Origin of the sequence: Streptomyces sp. NPDC006551, from assembly GCF_040611675.1 — a bacterium.
GTDB lineage: Bacteria > Actinomycetota > Actinomycetes > Streptomycetales > Streptomycetaceae > Streptomyces.
Window position 1 is genome coordinate 105,931 of record NZ_JBEXOT010000007.1, and the last position, 19,850, is coordinate 125,780.

The 19,850-nt window shown below is 72.9% G+C and carries 16 protein-coding genes; 9 read left to right on the forward strand and 7 right to left on the reverse strand.

Going from position 1 to position 19,850, the window contains the following annotated elements:
• Nucleotide 1: 1 nt before the first annotated feature.
• The 4 genes from ABZY12_RS10605 to rsmH all read right to left on the reverse strand — a co-directional run bounded on the left by ABZY12_RS10605 (nucleotide 2) and on the right by rsmH (nucleotide 5,184).
• Nucleotides 2-1,549 carry a UDP-N-acetylmuramoyl-L-alanyl-D-glutamate--2,6-diaminopimelate ligase gene (locus ABZY12_RS10605; protein ID WP_356888918.1) on the reverse strand — a complete coding sequence of 516 codons (1,548 nt, stop codon included), beginning with the start codon at nucleotides 1,547-1,549 and terminating at the stop codon, nucleotides 2-4.
• 119 nt (nucleotides 1,550-1,668) lie between these two features.
• The gene (locus tag ABZY12_RS10610) at nucleotides 1,669-3,633 is read right to left on the reverse strand and encodes a penicillin-binding protein 2 (protein ID WP_356889011.1); all 1,965 of its coding nucleotides are present in this window, start codon (nucleotides 3,631-3,633) and stop codon (nucleotides 1,669-1,671) included.
• A 5-nt stretch (nucleotides 3,634-3,638) separates the two neighbouring features.
• A complete protein-coding gene (locus tag ABZY12_RS10615) occupies nucleotides 3,639-4,142 on the reverse strand; it encodes a septum formation initiator family protein (RefSeq protein WP_356889012.1) in 504 nt (167 codons plus the stop codon).
• An 85-nt stretch (nucleotides 4,143-4,227) separates the two neighbouring features.
• Nucleotides 4,228-5,184, reverse strand: coding sequence for a 16S rRNA (cytosine(1402)-N(4))-methyltransferase RsmH (rsmH, locus tag ABZY12_RS10620; RefSeq protein WP_356888919.1), 957 nt, complete (start codon nucleotides 5,182-5,184; stop codon nucleotides 4,228-4,230).
• A gap of 318 nt (nucleotides 5,185-5,502) precedes the next feature.
• On the opposite strand from rsmH, the gene ABZY12_RS10625 reads away from it, so the two are divergent.
• The 4 genes from ABZY12_RS10625 (at nucleotide 5,503) to ABZY12_RS10640 (ending at nucleotide 11,038) form a co-directional block, all read left to right on the forward strand.
• On the forward strand, nucleotides 5,503-6,042 hold the full coding sequence (locus ABZY12_RS10625; protein WP_356888920.1) for a carbonic anhydrase: 540 nt from the start codon (nucleotides 5,503-5,505) through the stop codon (nucleotides 6,040-6,042).
• A 168-nt stretch (nucleotides 6,043-6,210) separates the two neighbouring features.
• Nucleotides 6,211-7,257 (forward strand): MoxR family ATPase, encoded by a 1,047-nt coding sequence (locus tag ABZY12_RS10630; RefSeq protein ID WP_356888921.1) that lies wholly within the window; start codon nucleotides 6,211-6,213, stop codon nucleotides 7,255-7,257.
• Nucleotides 7,257-8,630, forward strand: coding sequence for a DUF58 domain-containing protein (locus ABZY12_RS10635; protein WP_356888922.1), 1,374 nt, complete (start codon nucleotides 7,257-7,259; stop codon nucleotides 8,628-8,630). The genes ABZY12_RS10630 and ABZY12_RS10635 overlap by 1 nt, the downstream gene beginning before the upstream one ends.
• Complete coding sequence (locus ABZY12_RS10640; RefSeq protein WP_356888923.1) at nucleotides 8,627-11,038, forward strand: DUF3488 and transglutaminase-like domain-containing protein; 2,412 nt, start codon at nucleotides 8,627-8,629, stop codon at nucleotides 11,036-11,038. Before ABZY12_RS10635 ends, ABZY12_RS10640 begins: the two co-directional genes overlap by 4 nt.
• A gap of 432 nt (nucleotides 11,039-11,470) precedes the next feature.
• Here the strand turns inward: ABZY12_RS10640 and ABZY12_RS10645 are convergent, their stop codons facing one another.
• The 3 genes from ABZY12_RS10645 to ABZY12_RS10655 form a co-directional block, all read right to left on the reverse strand.
• Complete coding sequence (locus tag ABZY12_RS10645; RefSeq protein ID WP_356888924.1) at nucleotides 11,471-11,881, reverse strand: DUF3040 domain-containing protein; 411 nt, start codon at nucleotides 11,879-11,881, stop codon at nucleotides 11,471-11,473.
• A 303-nt stretch (nucleotides 11,882-12,184) separates the two neighbouring features.
• Nucleotides 12,185-12,973, reverse strand: a complete 789-nt coding sequence (locus ABZY12_RS10650; RefSeq protein ID WP_356888925.1) for a methyltransferase — start codon at nucleotides 12,971-12,973, stop codon at nucleotides 12,185-12,187.
• A 66-nt stretch (nucleotides 12,974-13,039) separates the two neighbouring features.
• Nucleotides 13,040-13,597, reverse strand: a complete 558-nt coding sequence (locus tag ABZY12_RS10655; RefSeq protein WP_356888926.1) for an SAV_6107 family HEPN domain-containing protein — start codon at nucleotides 13,595-13,597, stop codon at nucleotides 13,040-13,042.
• Between the two features lie 165 nt (nucleotides 13,598-13,762).
• On the opposite strand from ABZY12_RS10655, the gene ABZY12_RS10660 reads away from it, so the two are divergent.
• The 5 genes from ABZY12_RS10660 to ABZY12_RS10680 all read left to right on the forward strand — a co-directional run bounded on the left by ABZY12_RS10660 (nucleotide 13,763) and on the right by ABZY12_RS10680 (nucleotide 19,850).
• The gene (locus ABZY12_RS10660) at nucleotides 13,763-14,671 is read left to right on the forward strand and encodes an ATP-binding cassette domain-containing protein (RefSeq protein ID WP_356888927.1); all 909 of its coding nucleotides are present in this window, start codon (nucleotides 13,763-13,765) and stop codon (nucleotides 14,669-14,671) included.
• Nucleotides 14,643-16,730 (forward strand): YhgE/Pip domain-containing protein, encoded by a 2,088-nt coding sequence (locus tag ABZY12_RS10665; protein ID WP_356888928.1) that lies wholly within the window; start codon nucleotides 14,643-14,645, stop codon nucleotides 16,728-16,730. The genes ABZY12_RS10660 and ABZY12_RS10665 overlap by 29 nt, the downstream gene beginning before the upstream one ends.
• A 43-nt stretch (nucleotides 16,731-16,773) precedes the next feature.
• Nucleotides 16,774-17,382: a TetR/AcrR family transcriptional regulator gene (locus ABZY12_RS10670; RefSeq protein ID WP_356888929.1), complete on the forward strand. Its 609-nt coding sequence runs from the start codon at nucleotides 16,774-16,776 to the stop codon at nucleotides 17,380-17,382.
• A 394-nt stretch (nucleotides 17,383-17,776) separates the two neighbouring features.
• Nucleotides 17,777-18,406 (forward strand): DUF4126 domain-containing protein, encoded by a 630-nt coding sequence (locus tag ABZY12_RS10675; RefSeq protein ID WP_356888930.1) that lies wholly within the window; start codon nucleotides 17,777-17,779, stop codon nucleotides 18,404-18,406.
• Between the two features lie 10 nt (nucleotides 18,407-18,416).
• Nucleotides 18,417-19,850, forward strand: coding sequence for an NAD(P)/FAD-dependent oxidoreductase (locus tag ABZY12_RS10680; RefSeq protein ID WP_356888931.1), 1,434 nt, complete (start codon nucleotides 18,417-18,419; stop codon nucleotides 19,848-19,850).

Sequence of the window (19,850 nt, forward strand, 5' to 3'; positions counted from 1 at the left end):
CTTATCCCTGACTGTTCTTGAGGCTGCGTTCAATCGCTTCGCGCAGGACCTGGCGGTCGTCGAAGGGGCGGACCACTCCTGCGATGTCCTGGCCCTGCTCGTGGCCCTTGCCCGCGATCAGGACGGTGTCGCCGGGCCGCGCGCGGGCGACGGCCGCGGCGATGGCGGCGGCCCGGTCCTCGAAGACGGCGACCTCGCCGCGTTCGTGGGCCGGCACCTCCGCGGCGCCCGCCAGCATCGCGGCGAGGATGGCGAGGGGGTCCTCGGAGCGGGGGTTGTCGGAGGTCAGTACGGCGGTGTCGGCGAGGCGCGCCGCGGCGGCGCCCATCGGGCCGCGCTTGGTGGTGTCCCGGTCGCCGCCGCAGCCGAGCACGATGTGGAGGCTGCCCTCGGTGACCTTGCGCAGGGAGCGCAGGACCGATTCGACGGCGTCCGTCTTGTGCGCGTAGTCGACGACCGCGAGGTACGGCTGGCCGGCGTCGACCCGCTCGAGACGGCCGGGGACGCCGGGGACGGCGGCGACGCCGTCGGCGGCGGTCTGCGGGTCGAGCCCGGCGACGGCGAGGGTGACGATCGCGGCGAGGGTGTTGGCGACGTTGAACGGGCCGGGCAGCGGGGCGGTGGCGGAGACGCGCTCGCCCTGCGGGCCGACGACGGTGAACGTCGAGCCGTGGGAACCGATCTCGACATCCTCGGCGCGCCAGTCGGCGTCCGGGTCGCCCTCGGCGGAGAAGGTGACGACCGGGACGGAGGCCTCCTTGGCGAGCCTGCGGCCGTAGGGGTCGTCGTAGTTCACGACGCCCTGGTTGCTGCGCTCCGGGGTGAACAGCCGCGCCTTGGCCCCGAAGTAGTCCTCCATGTCGGAGTGGAACTCCATGTGCTCCGGGCTGAGGTTGTTGAAGACGGCGACGTCGAAGACGCAGCCGTCGACCCGGCCGAGCACGAGGGCGTGGCTGGAGACCTCCATGGCGACCGACTCGACCCCGCGCTCGCGCATGACGGCGAACAGGGCCTGCAGGTCGGTGGCTTCCGGGGTCGTACGTTCCGATTTGATGCGCTCGTCGCCGATCCGCATCTCGACCGTGCCGATGAGGCCGGTCTTGCGTCCGGTCGCGCGCAGCCCGCCCTCGACGAGGTAGGCCGTGGTGGTCTTGCCCGAGGTGCCGGTGATGCCGATCTGGAGCAGGTCGGCGCCCGGTCGGCCGTAGATCTCGGCGGCGAGCTCGCCCATGCGTCCGCGCGGGTCGTCGACGACCAGGACCGGCAGACCGGTCGCGGCGGCGCGTTCGGCTCCGGACGGGTCGGTGAGGATCGCGGCGGCGCCGAGTCCGGCGGCCTGGGCGGCGAAGTCGGCGCCGTGGAGCCTGGCGCCGGGCAGGGCCGCGTACACGTCCCCGGGGCGCACCGCCCGTGAGTCGTGGGTGATCCCCGTGACGTCCCCGGTACCGGGAGTCTCGATGCCGAGCCGGGCGGCCAGGTCGCCCAGGGGTGTCGGGCGGGCCTGCTCCGGCCGGGGCGGGGCGGTTCGGTACTGATCAGCGTGTGGCACGGCGGTGAGCGTACCGGGCGTACCGGCCGCGGGGCTAAATGAGGCCCGGGCGTCGTCGGAGTTCGATTTCCGGTTCCCGGAATCGGGGGTGATCGTTGTCACTGGTGCTCCCGAAAGTGTCACTCACTGGCCTGGAAGGTCACCGGCATCCGGGCGGGCTGGCTGCCCGTCGGAGCGACATGGAGGGTCTTGAGGGCGAACTCCATGACCTTCTTGTAGATGGGGCCGCAGATCTGGCCGCCGAAGTAGTTGCCCTTGGTGGGGTTCTGGATGGCGCAGTAGACGGTGATCTGCGGGTCGTCGGCGGGCGCGAAGCCCGCGAAGGAGGCGGTGTAGCCCTTGTAGCGGCCGAGTTCGGGGTCGACGCGGTTGGCGGTTCCGGTCTTGCCCGCGACGCGGTAGCCGGGGATACGGGCCTTGGTTCCGGTGCCCTCCTCGTCGCCGACCACGGACTCCAGCATCTGCGCCAGCGTCCTGGCGGTCTTCTCGCTGACCACCCGGGTCTGCTTCGGCGCGGGCGCCGGGGTGAACCGCCCGTCCGGCCCCTTGGTGCCGCGGATCAGGGTCGGCTCGATCCGTACGCCTCCGTTGGCGATGGTCGAGTAGACCGAGGCGGCCTGCATGGCGTTGATCGACAGGCCCTGGCCGAACGGGATCGTGTACTGCTGCGAGGTCGACCAGTCCCGGGGCTTGGCGAGGATGCCCGGGGTCTCGCCCGGGTAGCCGAGTCCGGTGGGGCTGCCGACGCCGAACTTGCGCAGGTACGAGTAGAGGACCTGGTTGGCCTCGGCCTGGGTGCGGCCGAGCTGGCCGGTGGCCAGGATCGTCCCGATGTTGCTGGACTTGGCGAGGACGCCGTTGAGCGTGAGGTACCAGGTCGGGTGGTTGACGTCGTCCTTGAAGAGCCGGTCGCCGCGGTGCAGCCGGTTGGGGACGGTGACATGGGTGCCGGGGGTCGCCGCGCCCTCCTCCAGGACGGCGGCCATCGACATCACCTTGCTGGTGGAGCCGGGCTCGAAGGCGTCCTGGAGGGCCGCGTTGCCCATGGCGGCGGCGTTGGCCTCGGACAGGTCGTTGGGATCGAAGCCGGGGGCGTTGGCCATCGCCAGGACCTCGCCGGTCCTGGTGTTCTGCACGATGACGTAGCCGCGGTCGGCCTTGGACTTCGCCACCTGTTCGGTGATGGCCCGCTGGGCGGCCCACTGGATGTCCCGGTCGATGGTCAGCTCGATGTCGGAGCCGGGCACGGCCGGGGTGCCCTGGGAGCCCGCGGTGGGCACCCGGCGCCCGCCGGACTGGGCGAACCTGATCTTTCCGTCCTGGCCCGCCAGCTCCTTGTCGAGCATGGACTCCAGGCCGCCGGCGCCACGGCCCTCGGCGTTCACGTAGCCCAGTATCCCGGCGGCGAGTTCACCGTTGGGGTAGACGCGCTTGGTGCTGGGCTCGCTGAGGATGCCGCCGAGCAGATTGACGCCGTTGCCGCCCTCGGCCGGCTTGGCCTTCTTCTCGTAGACCTTCTTGAGGTCCTTGATCTGCTTCCAGACCTGCGGAGTCTGCTTGCGGGCGAGCAGGGTGTAGCGGGACTTGGGCGTGCGGAGCTTCTTGGCGATCTCGGCGGGTTCCTTGCCGAGGAGCGGCGCGAGGAGCGCGGCGGCCTGCTCCGGGGCGTCGCGGAGCCTGGACTCCTCGGGGGTGAAGAGCTTGGGGTCGGCGGTGATGTCGTACGCGTCGACGCTGGCCGCCAGCGCGATCCCGGCGCGGTCGGTGATCTCGCCCCGGTCCGCCGAGAGCGTGTACTCCTGATAGCGGTGCTTCTCCGCCTTGGCGGCGTACGCGCTGGCGTCGACGGCTTGCACCTGGAGCAGCCGGACGACGAACGCCAGCATGACGAGGGTCAGGCCGAGGGAGACGAGCCGCAGCCGCGGCTTGGGGCTGCCGAGCCGGATGGTGCGCGGCGTGGGCCGGGCGGGGGGCCGGGAGGTGCGGCGCGCGGCGGGACCTGCCGGGCGGCCCGCGGCGGGTCGGGGGCGCGCGGGCCGGGCGGGGCCGGGGACGCGGCGGCGCGGGGGCTCCTTGGAGGGCACTTCGGTCACCTGCCGGAGGTCGTCGGGGCGGGCGCGGTCGTCGTCGGCGTGGCGGGGGTCGTCTCCACGGTGCTCCAGGGCGGGTCCACCGGGGTGGGCCCCGGGGACGCGGGAGCGGACCCCCCGGGCAGCGGGGAGCCCGTCGCGTCGGGAGGCGTCACGGGGGCGGCGGGGGCCGGGTCGGGCTGCTGCGGCGCGGACGCCTTCGAGGGCTTGCCCCGGACCGTGCCGTCCGGGTCCAGGAAGGCGGGGCTGCCGCCCGGGACCATGCCGAGCTCGCGGGCCCGCCGCTCCAGGGCGTCGGGCGCGGAGTAGTCGTCCACGTCGCGCTGGAGGGCCTGCTCCTCGTCGGTCAGCTCGGTGGTCTTCTTCTTCAGCTCGCTGAGCTTGAAGGAGCCCTGGTTGAGGGAGGAGTTCAGGAGCAGCAGCGTGATGAGGCCGCCGCCGAGCAGGAGCACGACGAGCAGGACGAAGGGGGTACGGGCGGCGGTGCTGGGCCCCGACGGCATGAACCGTCCGAGCCTCGCGGCCCGCCCTTTGAGCGGCCCCTTCTGTGTCACGTCCGCTCGCCTTCGTTCGCCTGGCGTGCCTCGCTCACCGCTCGTCCTCCCGGATGCGCTCCGCCCCCCTGAGCCGGGCGGGGGCCGCGCGGCGGTTCTCGGCGATCTCCTCCTCGGTGGGGAGTTCGGCGCCGCGGGTGAGGAGCTTGAGGCGGGGCTGGTAGCGCTCGGGGACGACGGGCAGGCCGGGCGGGGCCGTGGTCGCCGCGCCCGCCGCGAAGACCTGCTTGACCAGCCGGTCCTCCAGCGAGTGGTACGACAGGACGGCGATCCGGCCGCCGACCGCGAGCGCCTTCACGGCCGCCGGGATCGCCCGCTCCAGGACCGTCAGCTCGCCGTTGACCTCGATGCGCAGGGCCTGGAAGGTGCGCTTGGCCGGGTTGCCGCCGGTGCGCTTGGCCGCCTGCGGGAGGGAGTCGCGGATCAGCTCGACCAGCCGGGCGCTGTTGGTGAACGGCTCCTTCTCGCGCTCGCGCACGATCGCGGAGACGATCCGCTTGGCCTGCTTCTCCTCGCCGTACGCCCGCAGGATGCGGACCAGCTCGCCCGCCGGGTAGGTGTTGAGGACCTCCGCGGCGCTGACCCCGGTCGTCTGGTCCATCCGCATGTCGAGCGGGGCGTCCTGCGCGTAGGCGAAGCCGCGGTCGGCCTCGTCGAGTTGCATGGAGGAGACGCCCAGGTCGAAGAGGATGCCGTCCGCCTTGGGGACGCCGAGCCGGTCGAGGACCTCGGGCAGCTCGTCGTACACGGCGTGCACGAGGGTGGCGCGCTCCCCGTACGGGGCGAGGCGCTCGCCGGAGAGCCGCAGCGCCTCCTTGTCCCGGTCGAGGGCGACGAGCCGCGCCTCGGGGAACCGCCGGAGCAGGGCTTCGCTGTGGCCGCCCAGGCCGAGGGTGCAGTCGACGACCACCGCACCGGGGCGTTCCAGGGCCGGGGCCAACATGTCCAGGCACCGCTGGAGCATCACCGGGACGTGTCGGTCGTTGCTCAATGCGCCCTCTCAGATCCGGCGCGGCCGGGACGTGTCACCGGGTCACCGGGCCCTACCGCCGCACACGCGGGGGAGAAACTGCTGAAATCGCTCAATGTCTCCGTGAACTTCGCGCCACTTTAGTCCACGGGCCCCGCCGGTCAATCAACCGGCTGGCGCGTCGCGCGGACGACCGGAGAGAGCGGGGCGATCCGGACGAGTCACCCGTACGGGCCGGTCTTCCCACTCCTGTGGGTTACCTCACAACAAGGTTCATTGACGCTTTTTGTCCCGTCTCACAGCGGGCCGGGCCGCCCGGTGACCATTACCGTCGATGCCATGTCGACCTCTGCGCACACTTCTGCCGACGCGATTCGCACCGGCGGCACGGTCACGGACCGTCTCGTCGAGGCCAACGAGCGATACGCCGCCCGCTTCACCGACCCGGGCATGGACGCACGGCCCGTCCTGAACGTCGCCGTCGTCGCCTGTATGGACGCCCGACTCGACCTGCACGCCGCGCTGGGCCTCCAGCTGGGCGACTGCCACACCATCCGCAACGCCGGCGGCGTGGTCACCGACGACGTGATCCGCTCGCTCACGATCAGCCAGCGCGCGCTGGGCACGCGCAGCGTGGTGCTGATCCACCACACGGGCTGCGGTCTGGAGTCGCTGACGGAGGAGTTCCGGCACGACCTGGAGATGGAGGTCGGGCAGCGGCCGGCCTGGGCCGTCGAGTCGTTCCGTGACGTCGAACAGGACGTCCGGCAGTCGATGCAGCGGGTGCGGACCTCGCCGTTCCTGCTGCACACCGACGACGTCCGGGGCTTCGTCTTCGACGTCACGACCGGTCTTCTTCGCGAGATCGACCCCGCTTAATCCGGCAAACCCCGGCATAACGTCCGCGCTTGTCCACAGGCAAGTGACACCGGGCGCCACAGGCAACAACAATGCTCGCGTGACACCTTTCGGAAACCCTCCGGGACGGGTGTACGTGTTTCGGGGTGGGGCCGCGCATCGGCCCTGGAGCGGGCCGAGGAGGGCCGGGTGACGACCTATGACGATCGAGCGAGCCTCACAGATCTGACCACCACAGCGGAGCGTGTCCGCAGGTCGGTGGAGGGTGTGATCGAGGGCAAGCCTGAGGTCGTACGGCTTTCGCTGACCGTGCTGCTCGCCGAGGGACATCTTCTGATCGAGGATGTCCCCGGCGTCGGCAAGACGATGCTGGCCAAGACGCTGGCGCGGTCCATCGACTGTTCGGTGCGCCGTATCCAGTTCACGCCCGACCTGCTGCCGTCGGACATCACGGGTGTGTCGATCTTCGACCAGCAGCGGCGTGACTTCGAGTTCAAGCCGGGCGCGATCTTCGCCCAGATCGTGATCGGCGACGAGATCAACCGGGCCTCGCCGAAAACCCAGTCCGCCCTCCTGGAGTCCATGGAGGAGCGGCAGGTCACGGTCGACGGGCACACCTACGAGCTGCCGAGCCCGTTCATGGTGGTCGCCACCCAGAACCCGGTGGAGATGGAGGGCACCTACCCCCTCCCCGAGGCCCAGCGCGACCGCTTCATGGCCCGCGTCTCGATCGGCTACCCAAGCCCCGAGGCCGAACTCCAGATGCTGGACGTGCACGGCTCGGTCTCCCCGCTGGACGACCTCCAGCCCGTCGCGCACGCCCACGACATCGTGAAGCTGATCGACGCGGTGCGCGGGGTCCACGTCGCCGACACCGTCCGCCGGTACGCCGTCGACATCGTCGCCGCGACCCGTACCCATCCGGATCTGAGACTCGGCGCGTCCCCGCGCGCGACACTCCATCTGCTCCGCGCCGCCAAGGCGTCCGCCGCGCTCAGCGGCCGGGAGTACGTCCTGCCCGACGACCTCCAGGCGCTGGCCGTGCCCGTCCTCGCCCACCGGCTCATGCCCACCGCGCAGGCCCAGCTCAACCGGCGGACGTCCGAGCAGGTCGTCCTGGACATCCTCCAGCGCACGCCCGTGCCCACCGCGGCGCCGCCCGTCGCACCGCCGCCCGTCGCACCGCCCGCCGGCCCGCTCTACGGCCAGCAGCAGCCCGGCATCCGGCAGCTGTGATGACGACCGCTGCCGCACCGGAGGGGCAGCGGGGTGGCGACCGGGGCGGCCGGCCGGGCGACGAGCGGGGCGGTCCACGGGCCGCCCTGAGCGGGCTCACCACCCGCGGCCGCTCCTTCCTCGCCGCCGGTGTCGCCGCCGCCGTCTGCGCCTACGTACTCGGACAGGGCGATCTGCTGCGCGTCGGGCTGCTGCTCGCCGCGCTGCCGCTGGTCTGCGCCGCCGCTCTGTACCGCACCCGCTATCAGGTCGCCGGCAGCCGACGGCTCGCCCCGCACCGGGTGACCGTCGGCTCCGAGGCCCGGGTCCATCTGCGCATGGAGAACGTCTCGCGGCTGCCCACCGGGCTGCTGATGCTCCAGGACCACGTCCCGTACATGCTCGGGCCGCGGCCCCGGTTCGTCCTGGACCGGGTCGAGGCGGGCGGACGGCGCGAGGTGTCGTACCGGGTCCGCTCGGACCTGCGCGGCCGGTTCCCGCTCGGCCCGCTCCAGCTCCGGCTGAGCGACCCCTTCGGCATGTGCGAGCTGACCCGCTCCTTCAGCGCGTACGACACCCTCACCGTCGTCCCCCGGACCGAACCGCTGCCGCCGGTGAAACTGGCCGGCGAGGCGTCCGGGTACGGCGACGGACGGCAGCGCTCGCTGGCGCTGGCCGGGGACGACGACATCATCCCCCGCGCCTACCGCCACGGCGACGACCTGCGCCGGGTCCACTGGCGCTCCACCGCCCGCTACGGCGAATTGATGGTCCGTCGGGAGGAGCAACCGCAGCGGGCCCGCTGCACGGTGCTGCTCGACACCCGCCGGATCGCCTTCCAGGGCGCCGGCCCCGACTCGGCCTTCGAGTGGGCCGTCTCGGGCGCCGCCTCGGCCCTGGGGCACATGCTGGAACGGGGCTACGCGGTGCGGCTGCTCACCGACACCGGCAGCGCGGTGCCGGGCGAGGGCGCCGAGGGCTTCGCCGGTTCGTCCCAGGACTCGGCCGCGGCGGCCGGTCTGATGATGGACACCCTCGCCGTCGTCGACCACTCCGACGGGGCCGGTCTCTCGCGCGCGTACGACGTGCTGCGCGGAGGCAACGAAGGTCTGCTGATCGCGTTCGTCGGCGACATCGACGAGGAACAGGCCGCCCTGGCCGCCCGTATGCGGCAGCGCAGCGGCGCGGCCGTCGCGTTCGTCCTGGACAGCGACAGCTGGCTGACCGGCGGCGCGGTGAGCGGGACGGTCGACGAGCGGCTGAGGCAGCTGCGTGAGGCCGGCTGGACGGCGCTGGCCGTGCCCCCGGGGGCACGGCTCGCCGACCTGTGGCGACAGGCCGGCGGAATGCCGGTGGACAGCCCCGCGGGCGACACCTTGGGAGGACGGTCATGAGCGGTCGCGGGCGCCTGACGCTCGGCTCGTACGCCGCCACGCTGATGGCGGCGAGCGCGATGCTTCCGCTGGTGAGGCCGGTGACATGGATCTTCACGGCGGCGATCCTGCTCGCGGTGCAGAGCGGAGTCGGTGTGTTCACCCGGCGGGTGCCGCTGGCCAGGCCGCTGACGGTCGCGGCCCAGGCCGTCGTGACTCTGCTGGCGGTGACCCTGGTCTTCGCCTCCGGGCACGCGCTGCTCGGCTTCCTGCCCGGGCCGCAGGCCTTCGCGCACTTCGCCGCGCTGTTCGAGGCGGGGGCCGCCGACATCGGCCGGTACGCCATCCCGGCGCCGGACACCGAGGGCATCCGGCTGATGGTGGTCGGTGGCGTGCTCGTGATCGGCCTGCTGGTGGACACGCTCGCGGTGACCTTCCGCAGCGCCGCCGCCTCCGGCCTGCCGCTCCTCGCGCTGTACTCGGTGGCCGCGGGGCTCTCCGACGGCGGCGCGAGCTGGCTGTGGTTCCTGCTGGCGGCCTCCGGCTATCTGCTGCTCCTGCTGTCGGAGGGGCGTGACCGGCTCTCCCAGTGGGGGCGGGTGTTCGGCGGCGCGCCGCGCACGGGAGCCCGGGGCGCCGACAGCGGGCAGGCCCTCGCCCCGGTGCGGACCGGCCGGCGGATCGGTGTGCTCGCCATGGGCATCGCGCTGGTGGTGCCGGCGGCCTTGCCCGCGCTCAGCGGCGGACTGTTCGACGGTCCGGGCGAAGGCCCGGGCACGGGTGGCAAGGGCGGCACCATCTCGGCGGTCAACCCGCTGGTCTCGCTCCAGGACAACCTCCGGCAGCCCGAGGACCGCGAGGTGCTCCGCTACCGGACCAACGCGCCCGACGTCAACGGCATGTATCTGCGGCTGGTGGCGCTCGACCAGTTCGACGGCACCTCCTGGAAGTCCTCGGTCCGCCCGATCGAGGACGTGCCGGACCGGCTGCCGCGGCCGGACGGGCTCAGCGACGAGGTCCGTTCGACCGAGGTGACGGGCAACTTCGTGGCCTCCACGACGTACGAGCAGAAGTGGCTGCCGATGCCCTACCCGGCGGCCAAGGTCGACATCGACGGCCGCTGGCGGTACGAGCCGGCCGGGCGGATGCTCGTCGGCGACGACCGGCAGACCACCCGGGGCGCGCGGTACACGGTGACGAGCCTGGACCTGCAGCCGACGGCCGGGCAGCTGGCCGCGGCCTCGCCGCCGCCGGCCAAGCTCCTGTCGGAGTACACCCGGGTCCCCGGCTCGCTGCCGGCCGATGTGAGGTCGACGGCGCTGGCGGTCACCAGCGGCGCGCACAACGACTACGAGCGGGCCGTCAAGCTTCAGGACTGGTTCACCCTCGACGGCGGTTTCCGCTACGACGTCGACGTCGAATCGGGGACGGGAGTACAGGCGATCTCCCGCTTCCTGAAGCAGAAGGAGGGCTTCTGCGTCCACTTCTCCTTCTCGATGGCGGCGATGGCCCGGGTGCTGGGCATCCCGGCCCGGGTCGCCGTCGGTTTCATGCCGGGCTCCGCGCAGTCCGACGGCACCATGTCGGTGGGCATACGGGACGCGCACGCCTGGCCGGAGCTGTACTTCGAGGGGGCGGGGTGGGTCCGGTTCGAGCCGACGCCGACGCGCGGCTCCACGCCGGAGTACACCCGGCAACAGGCCCCGACGGGCACGCCGACCCGATCGGCTCAGCCGGAAGCCGGCGCCTCCGCGCTGCCGTCGGTGACGCCGAGCGCCTCGGACAGCTGCCCGGCGCAGCTGCGCCGCCTGGGCGAGTGCGGCCCCGACACGGCGGCGGCGGGTGACGCCTCCGACGGCGGCGGCGTGGATCCCCTGAAGGTGCTCCTGTGGTGCCTGGGTGTGGCGCTGGTGATTCTGCTGGCGCTGTCGCCTCTGTTGTGGCGTACGCGGGTACGGACTCTGCGGCTCGGCTCCATGGGCCGTACCGCCGAGGACGCGTCGGCCCGGACGCTGGCGGTCTGGCGGGAGATCAACGACACGGCCTGGGACCACGGGGTGGTGCCGAACGAGTCGATGACGCCCCGGAAGGCGGCGGCGCGGATCGTCCGCCTGGGCACCTTGGAGGGCGAGCCGGCGAACGCGGTCCACCGGGTCGCGCGCGCGGTGGAGCAGGTGCTCTATGCCCCGCAGCCGCGCCCGGCGACGGGCCTGGCGGAGGAGGTCGCCCTGGTCAGGGCCGGCTTCCACGCGGTGTCGGGCCGCCGGTCCAGGCTGCGGGCGCTGCTCGCGCCGCGCTCGAACGTCCGCGTGCTGTGGGCGGCCTCGGCGCGCTGGTCGGCGGCGACGGACCGCTGGTCGGCGTGGCGCGGCGACGTGACCGCCCGTGCGACGGCGGCGTTCCGACGGGTCTCCCGCCAGCGGGGCTGACGGCCTGCCGGATCTCGGGGACGGTCCCAAGGGCCCCGGGCGGCCGGTCGCGCCGGCCTCCTCCGGGCGCTGGAGGCCGGCGTGGCGGGACTGCGCCCGCGTACCGGTGGGCGGCCATTGCCCGTCTCCCTCGGGAGGGCCTTGCACCTCGGGCGCCGGTGTCGGGGCGCGGGCGGAGCCCCGCGGCATGCGAGGCCCTCGTGGTGCTGGGGCCCAGGGGCGGAAGCGCCCGCGAGGGCGCCGTCCCGTGCTACCCACCCGTCCCGCCTGCGGGACGATCGCCCACTACCGGGGGAAGGGGGCCGCAGCCCCGGCGGACGAAGGCCCAACGGCCCCGGCAATGCGACGAGCCCCGCGAGGCTCGGGCACCTGGGAGGTGCCGGCCTACGGGGCTCGGGGTCGTATAGGGGGCGCGCCCCCGCTAGGGGGCCGTCAGTGGCCGCCGCCCTGTTCGTCGCGGCGACGCTGCCACCGTTCTTCGATCCGGTTCATCATCGAGCGACGCTGACGCGCTTGTCGGGGCTGACGGCCGCCGGCCGTCCCACCCGCCGCAGCCTGCTGTTCGCCCGGCTTGGGCGCCTTACGCCATCCGGTGACCGCCAGGACCGCGCAGCCCAGCATGACGAGGAACCCCACCACGCTGATCCAGATCTGCTGAGCGACCATTCCGGCCATGAGGAGCGCGATACCCACCAGGAAGCCGGCGACTGCCTGGTAGACCCGTCGCCGGGTGTACGTACGCAGTCCGCTTCCCTCGAGCGCTGTCGCGAACTTGGGATCTTCGGCGTACAGCGCTCGCTCCATCTGCTCGAGCATTCGCTGCTCGTGCTCCGAGAGCGGCACGGAGTCCTCCTAGTCGTCGGTCGCGGGGGCGACCGGTTTGCGGCCCTTTCAGGATAGGCAGGGAATCGCCCCCGTGAAACCCGCCCTCAACGCCTAATCGCCATTCCGGGCCGCCATGCGGTTCGGTTGCTGAGGCGTTGATTCCCCAGCGTCCTTCCTGTCATGCCGGATGGTGTCCCCCGATCATACGGGGCGAAGCCTTCGACCGGGGGGTCTGTGGCGTACTCCATGTGCGGCTGCGTCGCTGATCAGCACGGTGCGTGCCCGCCGGGGCCCCGGCGGGCACGCACCGCCGGGCGGACGTCAGGCGCGCTTGTCGCCCAGGACGTGCAGCTGGGTGGCGATGGCGTGGAACGACGGCAGCTCGGCGGCGGCCGCCTCCAGCTTGAGCAGGGCCTCCGCGGCGCCGGGCTCGGTGTCGACCAGGACCCCGGGGACCAGGTCGGCGAAGACCCGGACGCCGTGCACGGCGCCGACGTCCAGACCGGCCTGGTCGGCCAGCTCGGTGAGCTGGTCCGCGGTGAAGCGCCGGGGCACCGGGTCGCCGTCGCCCCAGCGGCCCGCCGGGTCGCTCAGGGCGGTGCGGGCCTCGGTGAAGTGACCGGCGAGGGCGCGGGCGAGGACGGCGCCGCCGACGCCCGCGGCGAGCAGGCTGAGCGCGCCGCCGGAGCGCAGTGCGGCGACCGCGTTGCGTACCCCCTCGGCCGGGTCGTCGACGTACTCCAGGACGCCGTGACAGAGCACCACGTCGTAGCCCTCGCGCCCGACGACGTCGAACAGGCCGTGGATGTCGCCCTGGACGCCTTCCACCCGGTCGGCCACGCCGGCCTCGGCGACGCGGCGCTCCAGCGCGAACAGGGCGTTGGGGCTGGGGTCGACGACCGTGACCCGGTGGCCGAGGCGGGCCACCGGCACGGCGAAGTTGCCGGAGCCGCCGCCGGTGTCGAGGACGTCGAGGCTGTCCTTGCCGCTCGCCTCGGCCCGACGGTCGAGGGCGTCTTTGAGGACGTCCCAGACGACGGCGGTGCGAAGGGAGGCGCGCGACGGGCGCGACGACGCCTCTCGACCGAAGACAGGGGAAGGGTCCGACACGGCTGCTGACTCCTCGGTGACAGGTACGAACACCCCTACCCTATGGCCTCGGACGCCGCGCGCCGATCACTGCGTGGCCTCGCCCGCACCGGGCTGGCGGGGCAGCACCGGCTGGAGCGCGAGCTTCCGCTCGACCAGGCGCAGGAACATCGCGGCGGCCCTGATCAGGTCGTCGGCGTCGCGCCGGCTCGCCGCACCGGCGATGCCCGCCTCCGCCCTCGCCCGCCGCTCGGCGCCCGAGGCGAACAGGGCGCTCCACTCGGTGAGTTCGGGCGCTATCTCGGGGAGCACCTCCCAGGTGCTGCGTATGCGCTGCCGCTTGCGCGGATGGGTCTCGGGCCTGCCCCGGGCGGCGAGGACGGCCGCGGCGGTGCGCAGGGCGGCGAGGTGGGCGGTGGCGTACCGCTCGTTGGGCACGTCGTACGTGGCCGCCTCGTCGAGCCCGGCGTGGGCCTTGGCGAGCAGGTCGAGGGCGGCGGGCGGGGCCGAGGTGCGGCGCAGGACGGGATGGACGTCGGACGGCGGTCCGACCGGTGCGGGGGCGGGGCGGCCTTGCCCATGGCCTTCGGCATGGGAGGTACCGGTGCGGCGCCGGGGCGCGGCTGCCGCGGAGGAGCTGACCATGACGAGCCTCCTGTCGTCGTGTGACGGCACTGTGGCCGTATGTGTCCATCGTGTACGCCCCCACTGACAATCGCGCTGACCTGGGCTTTTGCCTGAACTGCGGTTCAGCGCTAAGTTTTTGCACTGACCGGTCAGTTCAATTCGGGGAGAGTGGGGGTGGGATCCGTGGAAGCGAACCCTGCGGAGCCGCACGGCGCCGCCGTCGTCGCGGACGGATTCGGGCTGAAGGGACCGCGCGGCTGGGCCTTCCGCGACGTCGGCTTCCGGGCCGAGCCGGGCTCGCTGGTCGCGATCGAGGGACCGTCCGGCTCGGGCCGCACCTGCCTGCTGCTCGCGCTCACCGGCCGGATGAAGCCGCACGAGGGGCACGCCGAGGTCGCCGGTTTCCGGCTGCCCCGCAAGATGGCCGCCGTCCGGCGGATCAGCGCACTGGGCCCGGTGCCCGGTGTCAGCGACCTCGACCCGGCCTTCACCGTTGCCGAACACCTGCGCGAGCGCGCCCTGCTCCAGCGCCGCTACGACGGCTCCGTCCGGGCCCTGCTCCGCCCGCCCGCCGAGAGGGCTGCCGCCACCAAGGCCCGGATCGAGGAGGCCCTGGAAGCCGCCGGGCTCGACCTGGACGCGCTCCCGAAGGCCGGTCGGACGTCCGTACGGGATCTGGAACGACTGGAGGCGTTGCGTCTCTCGGTCGCTCTGGCGCTGATCGGGCGGCCCCGGCTGCTCGCCCTGGACGACGCGGATCTCAAGCTCCCGGACGCGGACCGGGCCGAGGCCTGGGCGCTGCTGCGGTCGATCGCCGACGCGGGCACGACCGTCCTCGCCGTCTGCAGCGAGGCGCCCGAGGACGCCCTGCGGATCTCCACGACGCCCCGCGCGGCCGAGGCGGGCCCCACCGCCGAGGACGACACCGCCGACACGGACGACACGGCCGCAGCGGACGCAGACGCACCCGCGGACGACACGGCCGCAGCGGACGCAGACGCACACGCGGACGACACCGACGCGGACACCGCCGAGGAAGACACCAACGAGGAGGGGACGGCCGATGCGCTCGCCGAAACTGGCCGCGCTTGAGCTCAAGCGGTTCGGCAGGGGGAAGCTGCCCCGGGCCGCGCTCGTCGCGATCCTGCTGCTGCCGCTGCTCTACGGCGCGCTGTACCTGTGGTCCTTCTGGGACCCGTACAGCCGGCTCGACCGGATACCCGTCGCGCTCGTCAACGAGGACCGGGGCGCCACGGCCGCCGGAAAGAAGATCAACGCCGGTGAGGACATCACCAAGGGCCTGCGCGAGAGCAAGGTCTTCGAGTGGCACGAGGTGAGCGACGCCGAGGCCCGCGAGGGCGTGGAGGACGGCACGTACTACCTCTCGCTGACCATGCCCGGCGACTTCAGCACCCGGATCGCCTCCAGCTCCGGTGACGCCCCCGAGACGGGCGCGCTGAAGGTCCGTACGAACGACGCCAACAACTACATCGTCGGGCAGATCTCCCGGACGGTGTTCTCCGAGGTCCGCACCGCGGCCTCCACCAAGTCCTCCCGCTCCTTCCTGGACCGGATCTTCATCTCCTTCTCCGACATCCACGACGCGACCGAGAAGGCCGCCAAGGGCGCCGGACAGCTCAAGGACGGCGCGGACCGGGCGAAGAAGGGCTCCAAGAGCCTGGCCGACGGGCTCACGAACGCCAAGAAGGGCAGCGGCGACCTGGCCTCCGGCATGAAGAAGCTCGACAAGGGCGCGGGCGATCTGGAGACCGGTGCCCGGCAGGTCGCCGACGGCACCCAGGCCCTGGCCGACAAGGTCAACGGCAAGGCCTCGAAGCTCCGCCCGTATCTGAAGAACAACGGCAAGACGATCGGTGACACGGCCCGCCTGGTGGCCGACTCCACCCAGGCCGTCCGCCACAACCTGGACGACCTGGTCAAGCGCGCCCCCGTGGCCCGCAGCGCCGCGCACGTCGCCGACGACAAGCTCGAGGCGCTCCACCGTCAGGAGTGCGTGGACAACCCGCTGCCGAACCCCCGGACGTGCCCGACGCTCAAGGAGGCCAAGGTGACGGCCGACGACGTGGCGAAGATCGCGGACGACCTGCACGAGCTGACCAAGGACAACAGCGGCGATCTGAAGAAGCTCGACGGGCAGCTCGCCACCCTGCAGAAGCAGGCCGAGGACCTCGCCAAGGCCGCGCCGAACCTCGAGGAGGACCTCGAAGGCGCCGTCAAGAAGATCAACAAGCTCAACACCGGCGCCCAGAAGGTCGCCAAGGGCGCCGACGAGCTGCACACCGGCCTCACCGCCGCGAAGTCCGGCTCCACCCGGCTCGACACCGGCGTCGGCAAGCTCAAGAAGGGCGCAGGCGACCTCGACGGCGGGCTGTACAAGCTGGTCGACGGTTCGGGCGAGCTGGCCACCGGACTCAGCGACGGAGTCACCAAGATCCCGGACTACGACAAGGACGACCGCGACCGCCGTACCGAGGTCATGGCCGACCCGGTCGAGCTCGCCTCCCAGTCGCTGCACAAGGCGCCCAACTACGGCACCGGTTTCGCCCCCTACTTCATCCCGCTCTCCCTCTGGGTCGGCGCGATGGTGGCGTACATGCTGATCCAGCCGCTCAACCGGCGCGCCCTCGCCGCCGGCGCCTCCGCCTGGCGCATCGCGCTGGCCGGCTGGCTGCCGGTCGCGGCGATCGGGCTGCTCCAGGTCGCGGCGCTGATGTCCGTCCTGCACTGGGGGCTCGGCCTGGAGATGGCCAGGGCCGCCGGGACGGTCGGCTTCCTCGCCCTGGTGACCTGCTGCTTCGCCGCGATCATCCAGTGGCTCAACGCCCGCTTCGGGGCGGCGGGGCGGATCCTCGTCCTCGCCGTGCTGATGCTCCAGCTGACCTCGGCGGGCGGCACGTACCCCGTCCAGACCAGCCCGGGCTTCTTCAACGCCATCCACCCCTTCCTGCCGATGAGCTACGTGGTCGAGGCGCTGCGGCGGCTGATCACGGGCGGCGGGATCGGACCGGTCTGGCAGGCGGTCGCCGTGCTGACCGCGTTCACGGTGGGCGCGCTGGCGCTGACCGCCGTCTCCGCCCGGCGCAAGCAGGTGTGGACCCTGGACCGGCTCCACCCCGAACTGTCCCTGTGAGACCGTCCCTGTGACACCCGCCGGACCTGTGAGAATCGAGCCCATGGACAGCAGCAGCACCAGACGCCAGGCCACGCGCGCGAAGCTCTACGAGGCCGCCGTCACCCTCATCGCCGAGCAGGGCTTCTCGGCGACGACGGTGGACGAGATCGCGGAGCGCGCGGGCGTCGCGAAGGGCACGGTCTACTACAACTTCAAGAGCAAGACCGAGCTCTTCGAGGAGCTGCTGCGGCACGGCGTCGGGCTGCTCACCGCGTCCCTGCGGGACGCGGCCGACGGCACGGCGGAGCGGGGCGGAAGCCGGGTCGAGGCGCTGGACGCGATGATCCGGGCCGGTCTGGTCTTCATCGACCGCTATCCGGCCTTCACCCAGCTGTACGTCGCCGAGCTCTGGCGGACGAACCGGGCCTGGAACGAGACCCTCCTGGTGGTCCGTCAGCAGGCGGTCGCGGTCGTGGAGGACGTACTGCGCGGGGGTGTCGAGGCCGGCGAGCTGAGCGAGGAGATCGACATCCCGCTGACGGCGGCGGCGCTGGTCGGAATGGTCCTGGTGGCCGCCCTCGACTGGCAGGCGTTCCAGCGGGAGCGCTCGATCGACGACGTCCACAGCGCGCTCTCCCGGCTGCTGCACGGGCGCGTGAGCGGCCGCTGACGCCCGGCCGGCGGTCCTGGCCCGGCCACGGGGGCGTACGAAAAGACGCCGGTCGCCCCCGACCCCGGGCAAGTACCCGAACAAGAAAACGCCGGTCCGGCGAGGCTCGATCCCCCCGAGCCTCGCCGGACCGGCGATCTTTCCGTACCCCCGTGGCACTCCCCCGTGCCCCCGTGCACCCCCGTGCACCCCCGTTCCGGATGGTGCACGGCCCCGATCCGCCGCCCCGTGTCGGCGGTTGCGGAGCCGCGCCCCTTCCGTGGTCCCCACTCTCTCGTCCCCGCAGGTCAAAGCCCATCCGCGCATCTACTCATCTCGCCGTCTGAGTACGGATACTCAGGTGTGCGCGCCGGTCCCCACGCGCGCGTGGCGCCCGCTGGTTACGATCGCCTCCGTGTCCGTACTCCCCCTGGTCTTCACCAGTGGCTGGGCGAGCGGGATCAACGCGTACGCGGTGGTCCTGCTGTTCGGCATCTTCGGCGCGACCGGCCTCAGCGACGAGGTGCCCGAGTCGCTGCAGCGCACCGACGTCCTGATCGCCGCGGGAGTGCTGTTCCTCTGCGAGGCGGTGGCGGACAAGATCCCGTACGTCGACTCCGTCTGGGATTCCGTCCACACGGTGATCCGGCCGCTCTCCGGCGCCGTCGTCGGCGCCCTGCTCGCCGGGGAGTCCGGTTCGCTGCCGGAGCTCGCGGCGGGCGCGGTGGGCGGTTCCACCGCTCTGCTGAGTCACTTCGTCAAGGCCGGGACGCGGATGGCGGTCAACACCTCGCCGGAACCGTTCTCCAACATCGCTCTGAGCACGGCCGAGGACCTCGGGGTCGGCGGGATCATCACCTTCGCGATCTTCAACCCGGAGGTGGCGGCGATCATCGCCGCCGTGCTGCTCGTCCTCGGCCTGGTCCTCCTGGCCTTCCTCGCCCACCGCATCCGGCGCTTCCTGCGCCGCAGGGCCCAACGGCGCGAGGAGAGGCGGCTGGCCGCCTCCCAGGCTGCCGACGGCCCTCGGAGCCCCGGCGGATAAAGTCCCTGGCATGGCACGGATTGTGGTGATCGGCGCCGGCATGGGCGCCATGGCGGCGGCCGCCCGGCTGGCCGTGGCGGGCCACCGGGTGACGGTGTACGAACGCGCGGAGACCTACGGCGGCGCGGTGCGCCGCTTCGAGCGCGACGGCTTCGGCTTCGACACGGGCCCCGGCCTGCTGCACCTGCCCGCCGTCTACCGCGACCTGTTCGTCAAGACCGGCAAGGAACCGCTGGAGGACCGCGTCGAACTGACGCAGGTCGACCCGGCGAGCCGCCATGTCTTCGCCGACGGCACGACGGTCGACCTCCCCAACGCCTCCCGCGCGGGCACGGTCTCCGCCCTGGACGCGGCGCTGGGCTCCGGTGCGGGAGAGCGCTGGGGCGACTTCATGGTCCGGGCCCGCGAGGCCTGGGACCGTACCCGGCGCCCGCTCCTGGAGGAGCCTCAGCCGGAGGATCCCGCCGCCCTGGGCCGCGAGCCCTACCCGGCCTTGAAGGCGGGCTTCCTGCGGCGCCCCACGACCACGCTCGCCCGGATCGGCGCGCGGGAGCTGCGCGATCCCCGGCTCGCCGCGCTCCTCGACTCGTACGCGACGGCGTACGGCTTCGATCCCGCCACCGCCCCGGCGGCGGCCGCCGTCCTGCCGTACATGGAGCAGACCTTCGGCACCTGGTACGTGAAGGGCGGCATCCGGGCGCTCGCGGACGCGGTGTACGAGCGGTGCCTGAAGCGCCGGGTGGAGTTCGTCTTCGACGCGCGCGTCGAAGAGGTGCTGGAGAAGGACGGCCGGGCGAGCGGGATCCGGCTGGAGGGGGGCGAGACGGTCGAGGCGGACCATGTGGTCTCGGGCGCGCCGGTGCCCGCACTCCACCGCGACCACGTCGTCGCGTGGGACCGCCAGGACGACCTGCCGCGCCACCAGCTCCTCGGCACCGGCCGGGTGACGGTCTGTCTGGCCCTGCGCGGGTCCCGGGAGGCCGGTGCGGTGCACCGCACCGTCGTTCACGCGGCCGGGGACCGGCCCGCCGTGACCGTGCTGCGGCCCGACGACCCGGCGCTGCGACCCGACGACGGTCATGAGTCGGTGACGGTCACCGCGGCGGTGACCACCTCACCGGAGCAGGACTGGCAGGCGGTCGCCGCCCGCGTGTTGGCGCAGGCCGAACCGGCCGTTCCCCGGCTCCGTGAGCGGCTCCTCTGGCAGGAGGTCCGCACCCCGGACGACACTCTGGGGGAGACGGGCGTCCGCGAGGTCCCCGGCCCCGCGCTCGCCGGTGACGGCGGCCGGTTGCTGCCCGCCGCCAACCGCTCCCCGCTCCCCGGCCTCTACTTCGCGGGCGGCTGGGCCCACCCCGGCGGCGGGCTCGCCCACGCCGGCATGTCGGGCGCGCTCGTGGCCGGGCTGATCGTCGAGGGCGCGGACTTCCGCGGCTCGCGATAG

Bases quoted from the DNA above. Each gene is read 5' to 3' on its own strand.
- ABZY12_RS10680 (WP_356888931.1), top strand. From the start codon at position 18,417: ATGGCACGGATTGTGGTGATCGGCGCCGGCATGGGCGCCATGGCGGCG.
- ABZY12_RS10635 (WP_356888922.1), top strand. From the start codon at position 7,257: ATGACGACCGCTGCCGCACCGGAGGGGCAGCGGGGTGGCGACCGGGGC.
- ABZY12_RS10615 (WP_356889012.1), bottom strand. From the start codon at position 4,142: ATGCCGTCGGGGCCCAGCACCGCCGCCCGTACCCCCTTCGTCCTGCTC.
- ABZY12_RS10670 (WP_356888929.1), top strand. From the start codon at position 16,774: ATGGACAGCAGCAGCACCAGACGCCAGGCCACGCGCGCGAAGCTCTAC.
- ABZY12_RS10655 (WP_356888926.1), bottom strand. From the start codon at position 13,597: ATGGTCAGCTCCTCCGCGGCAGCCGCGCCCCGGCGCCGCACCGGTACC.
- ABZY12_RS10665 (WP_356888928.1), top strand. From the start codon at position 14,643: ATGCGCTCGCCGAAACTGGCCGCGCTTGAGCTCAAGCGGTTCGGCAGG.
- ABZY12_RS10640 (WP_356888923.1), top strand. From the start codon at position 8,627: ATGAGCGGTCGCGGGCGCCTGACGCTCGGCTCGTACGCCGCCACGCTG.
- ABZY12_RS10625 (WP_356888920.1), top strand. From the start codon at position 5,503: ATGTCGACCTCTGCGCACACTTCTGCCGACGCGATTCGCACCGGCGGC.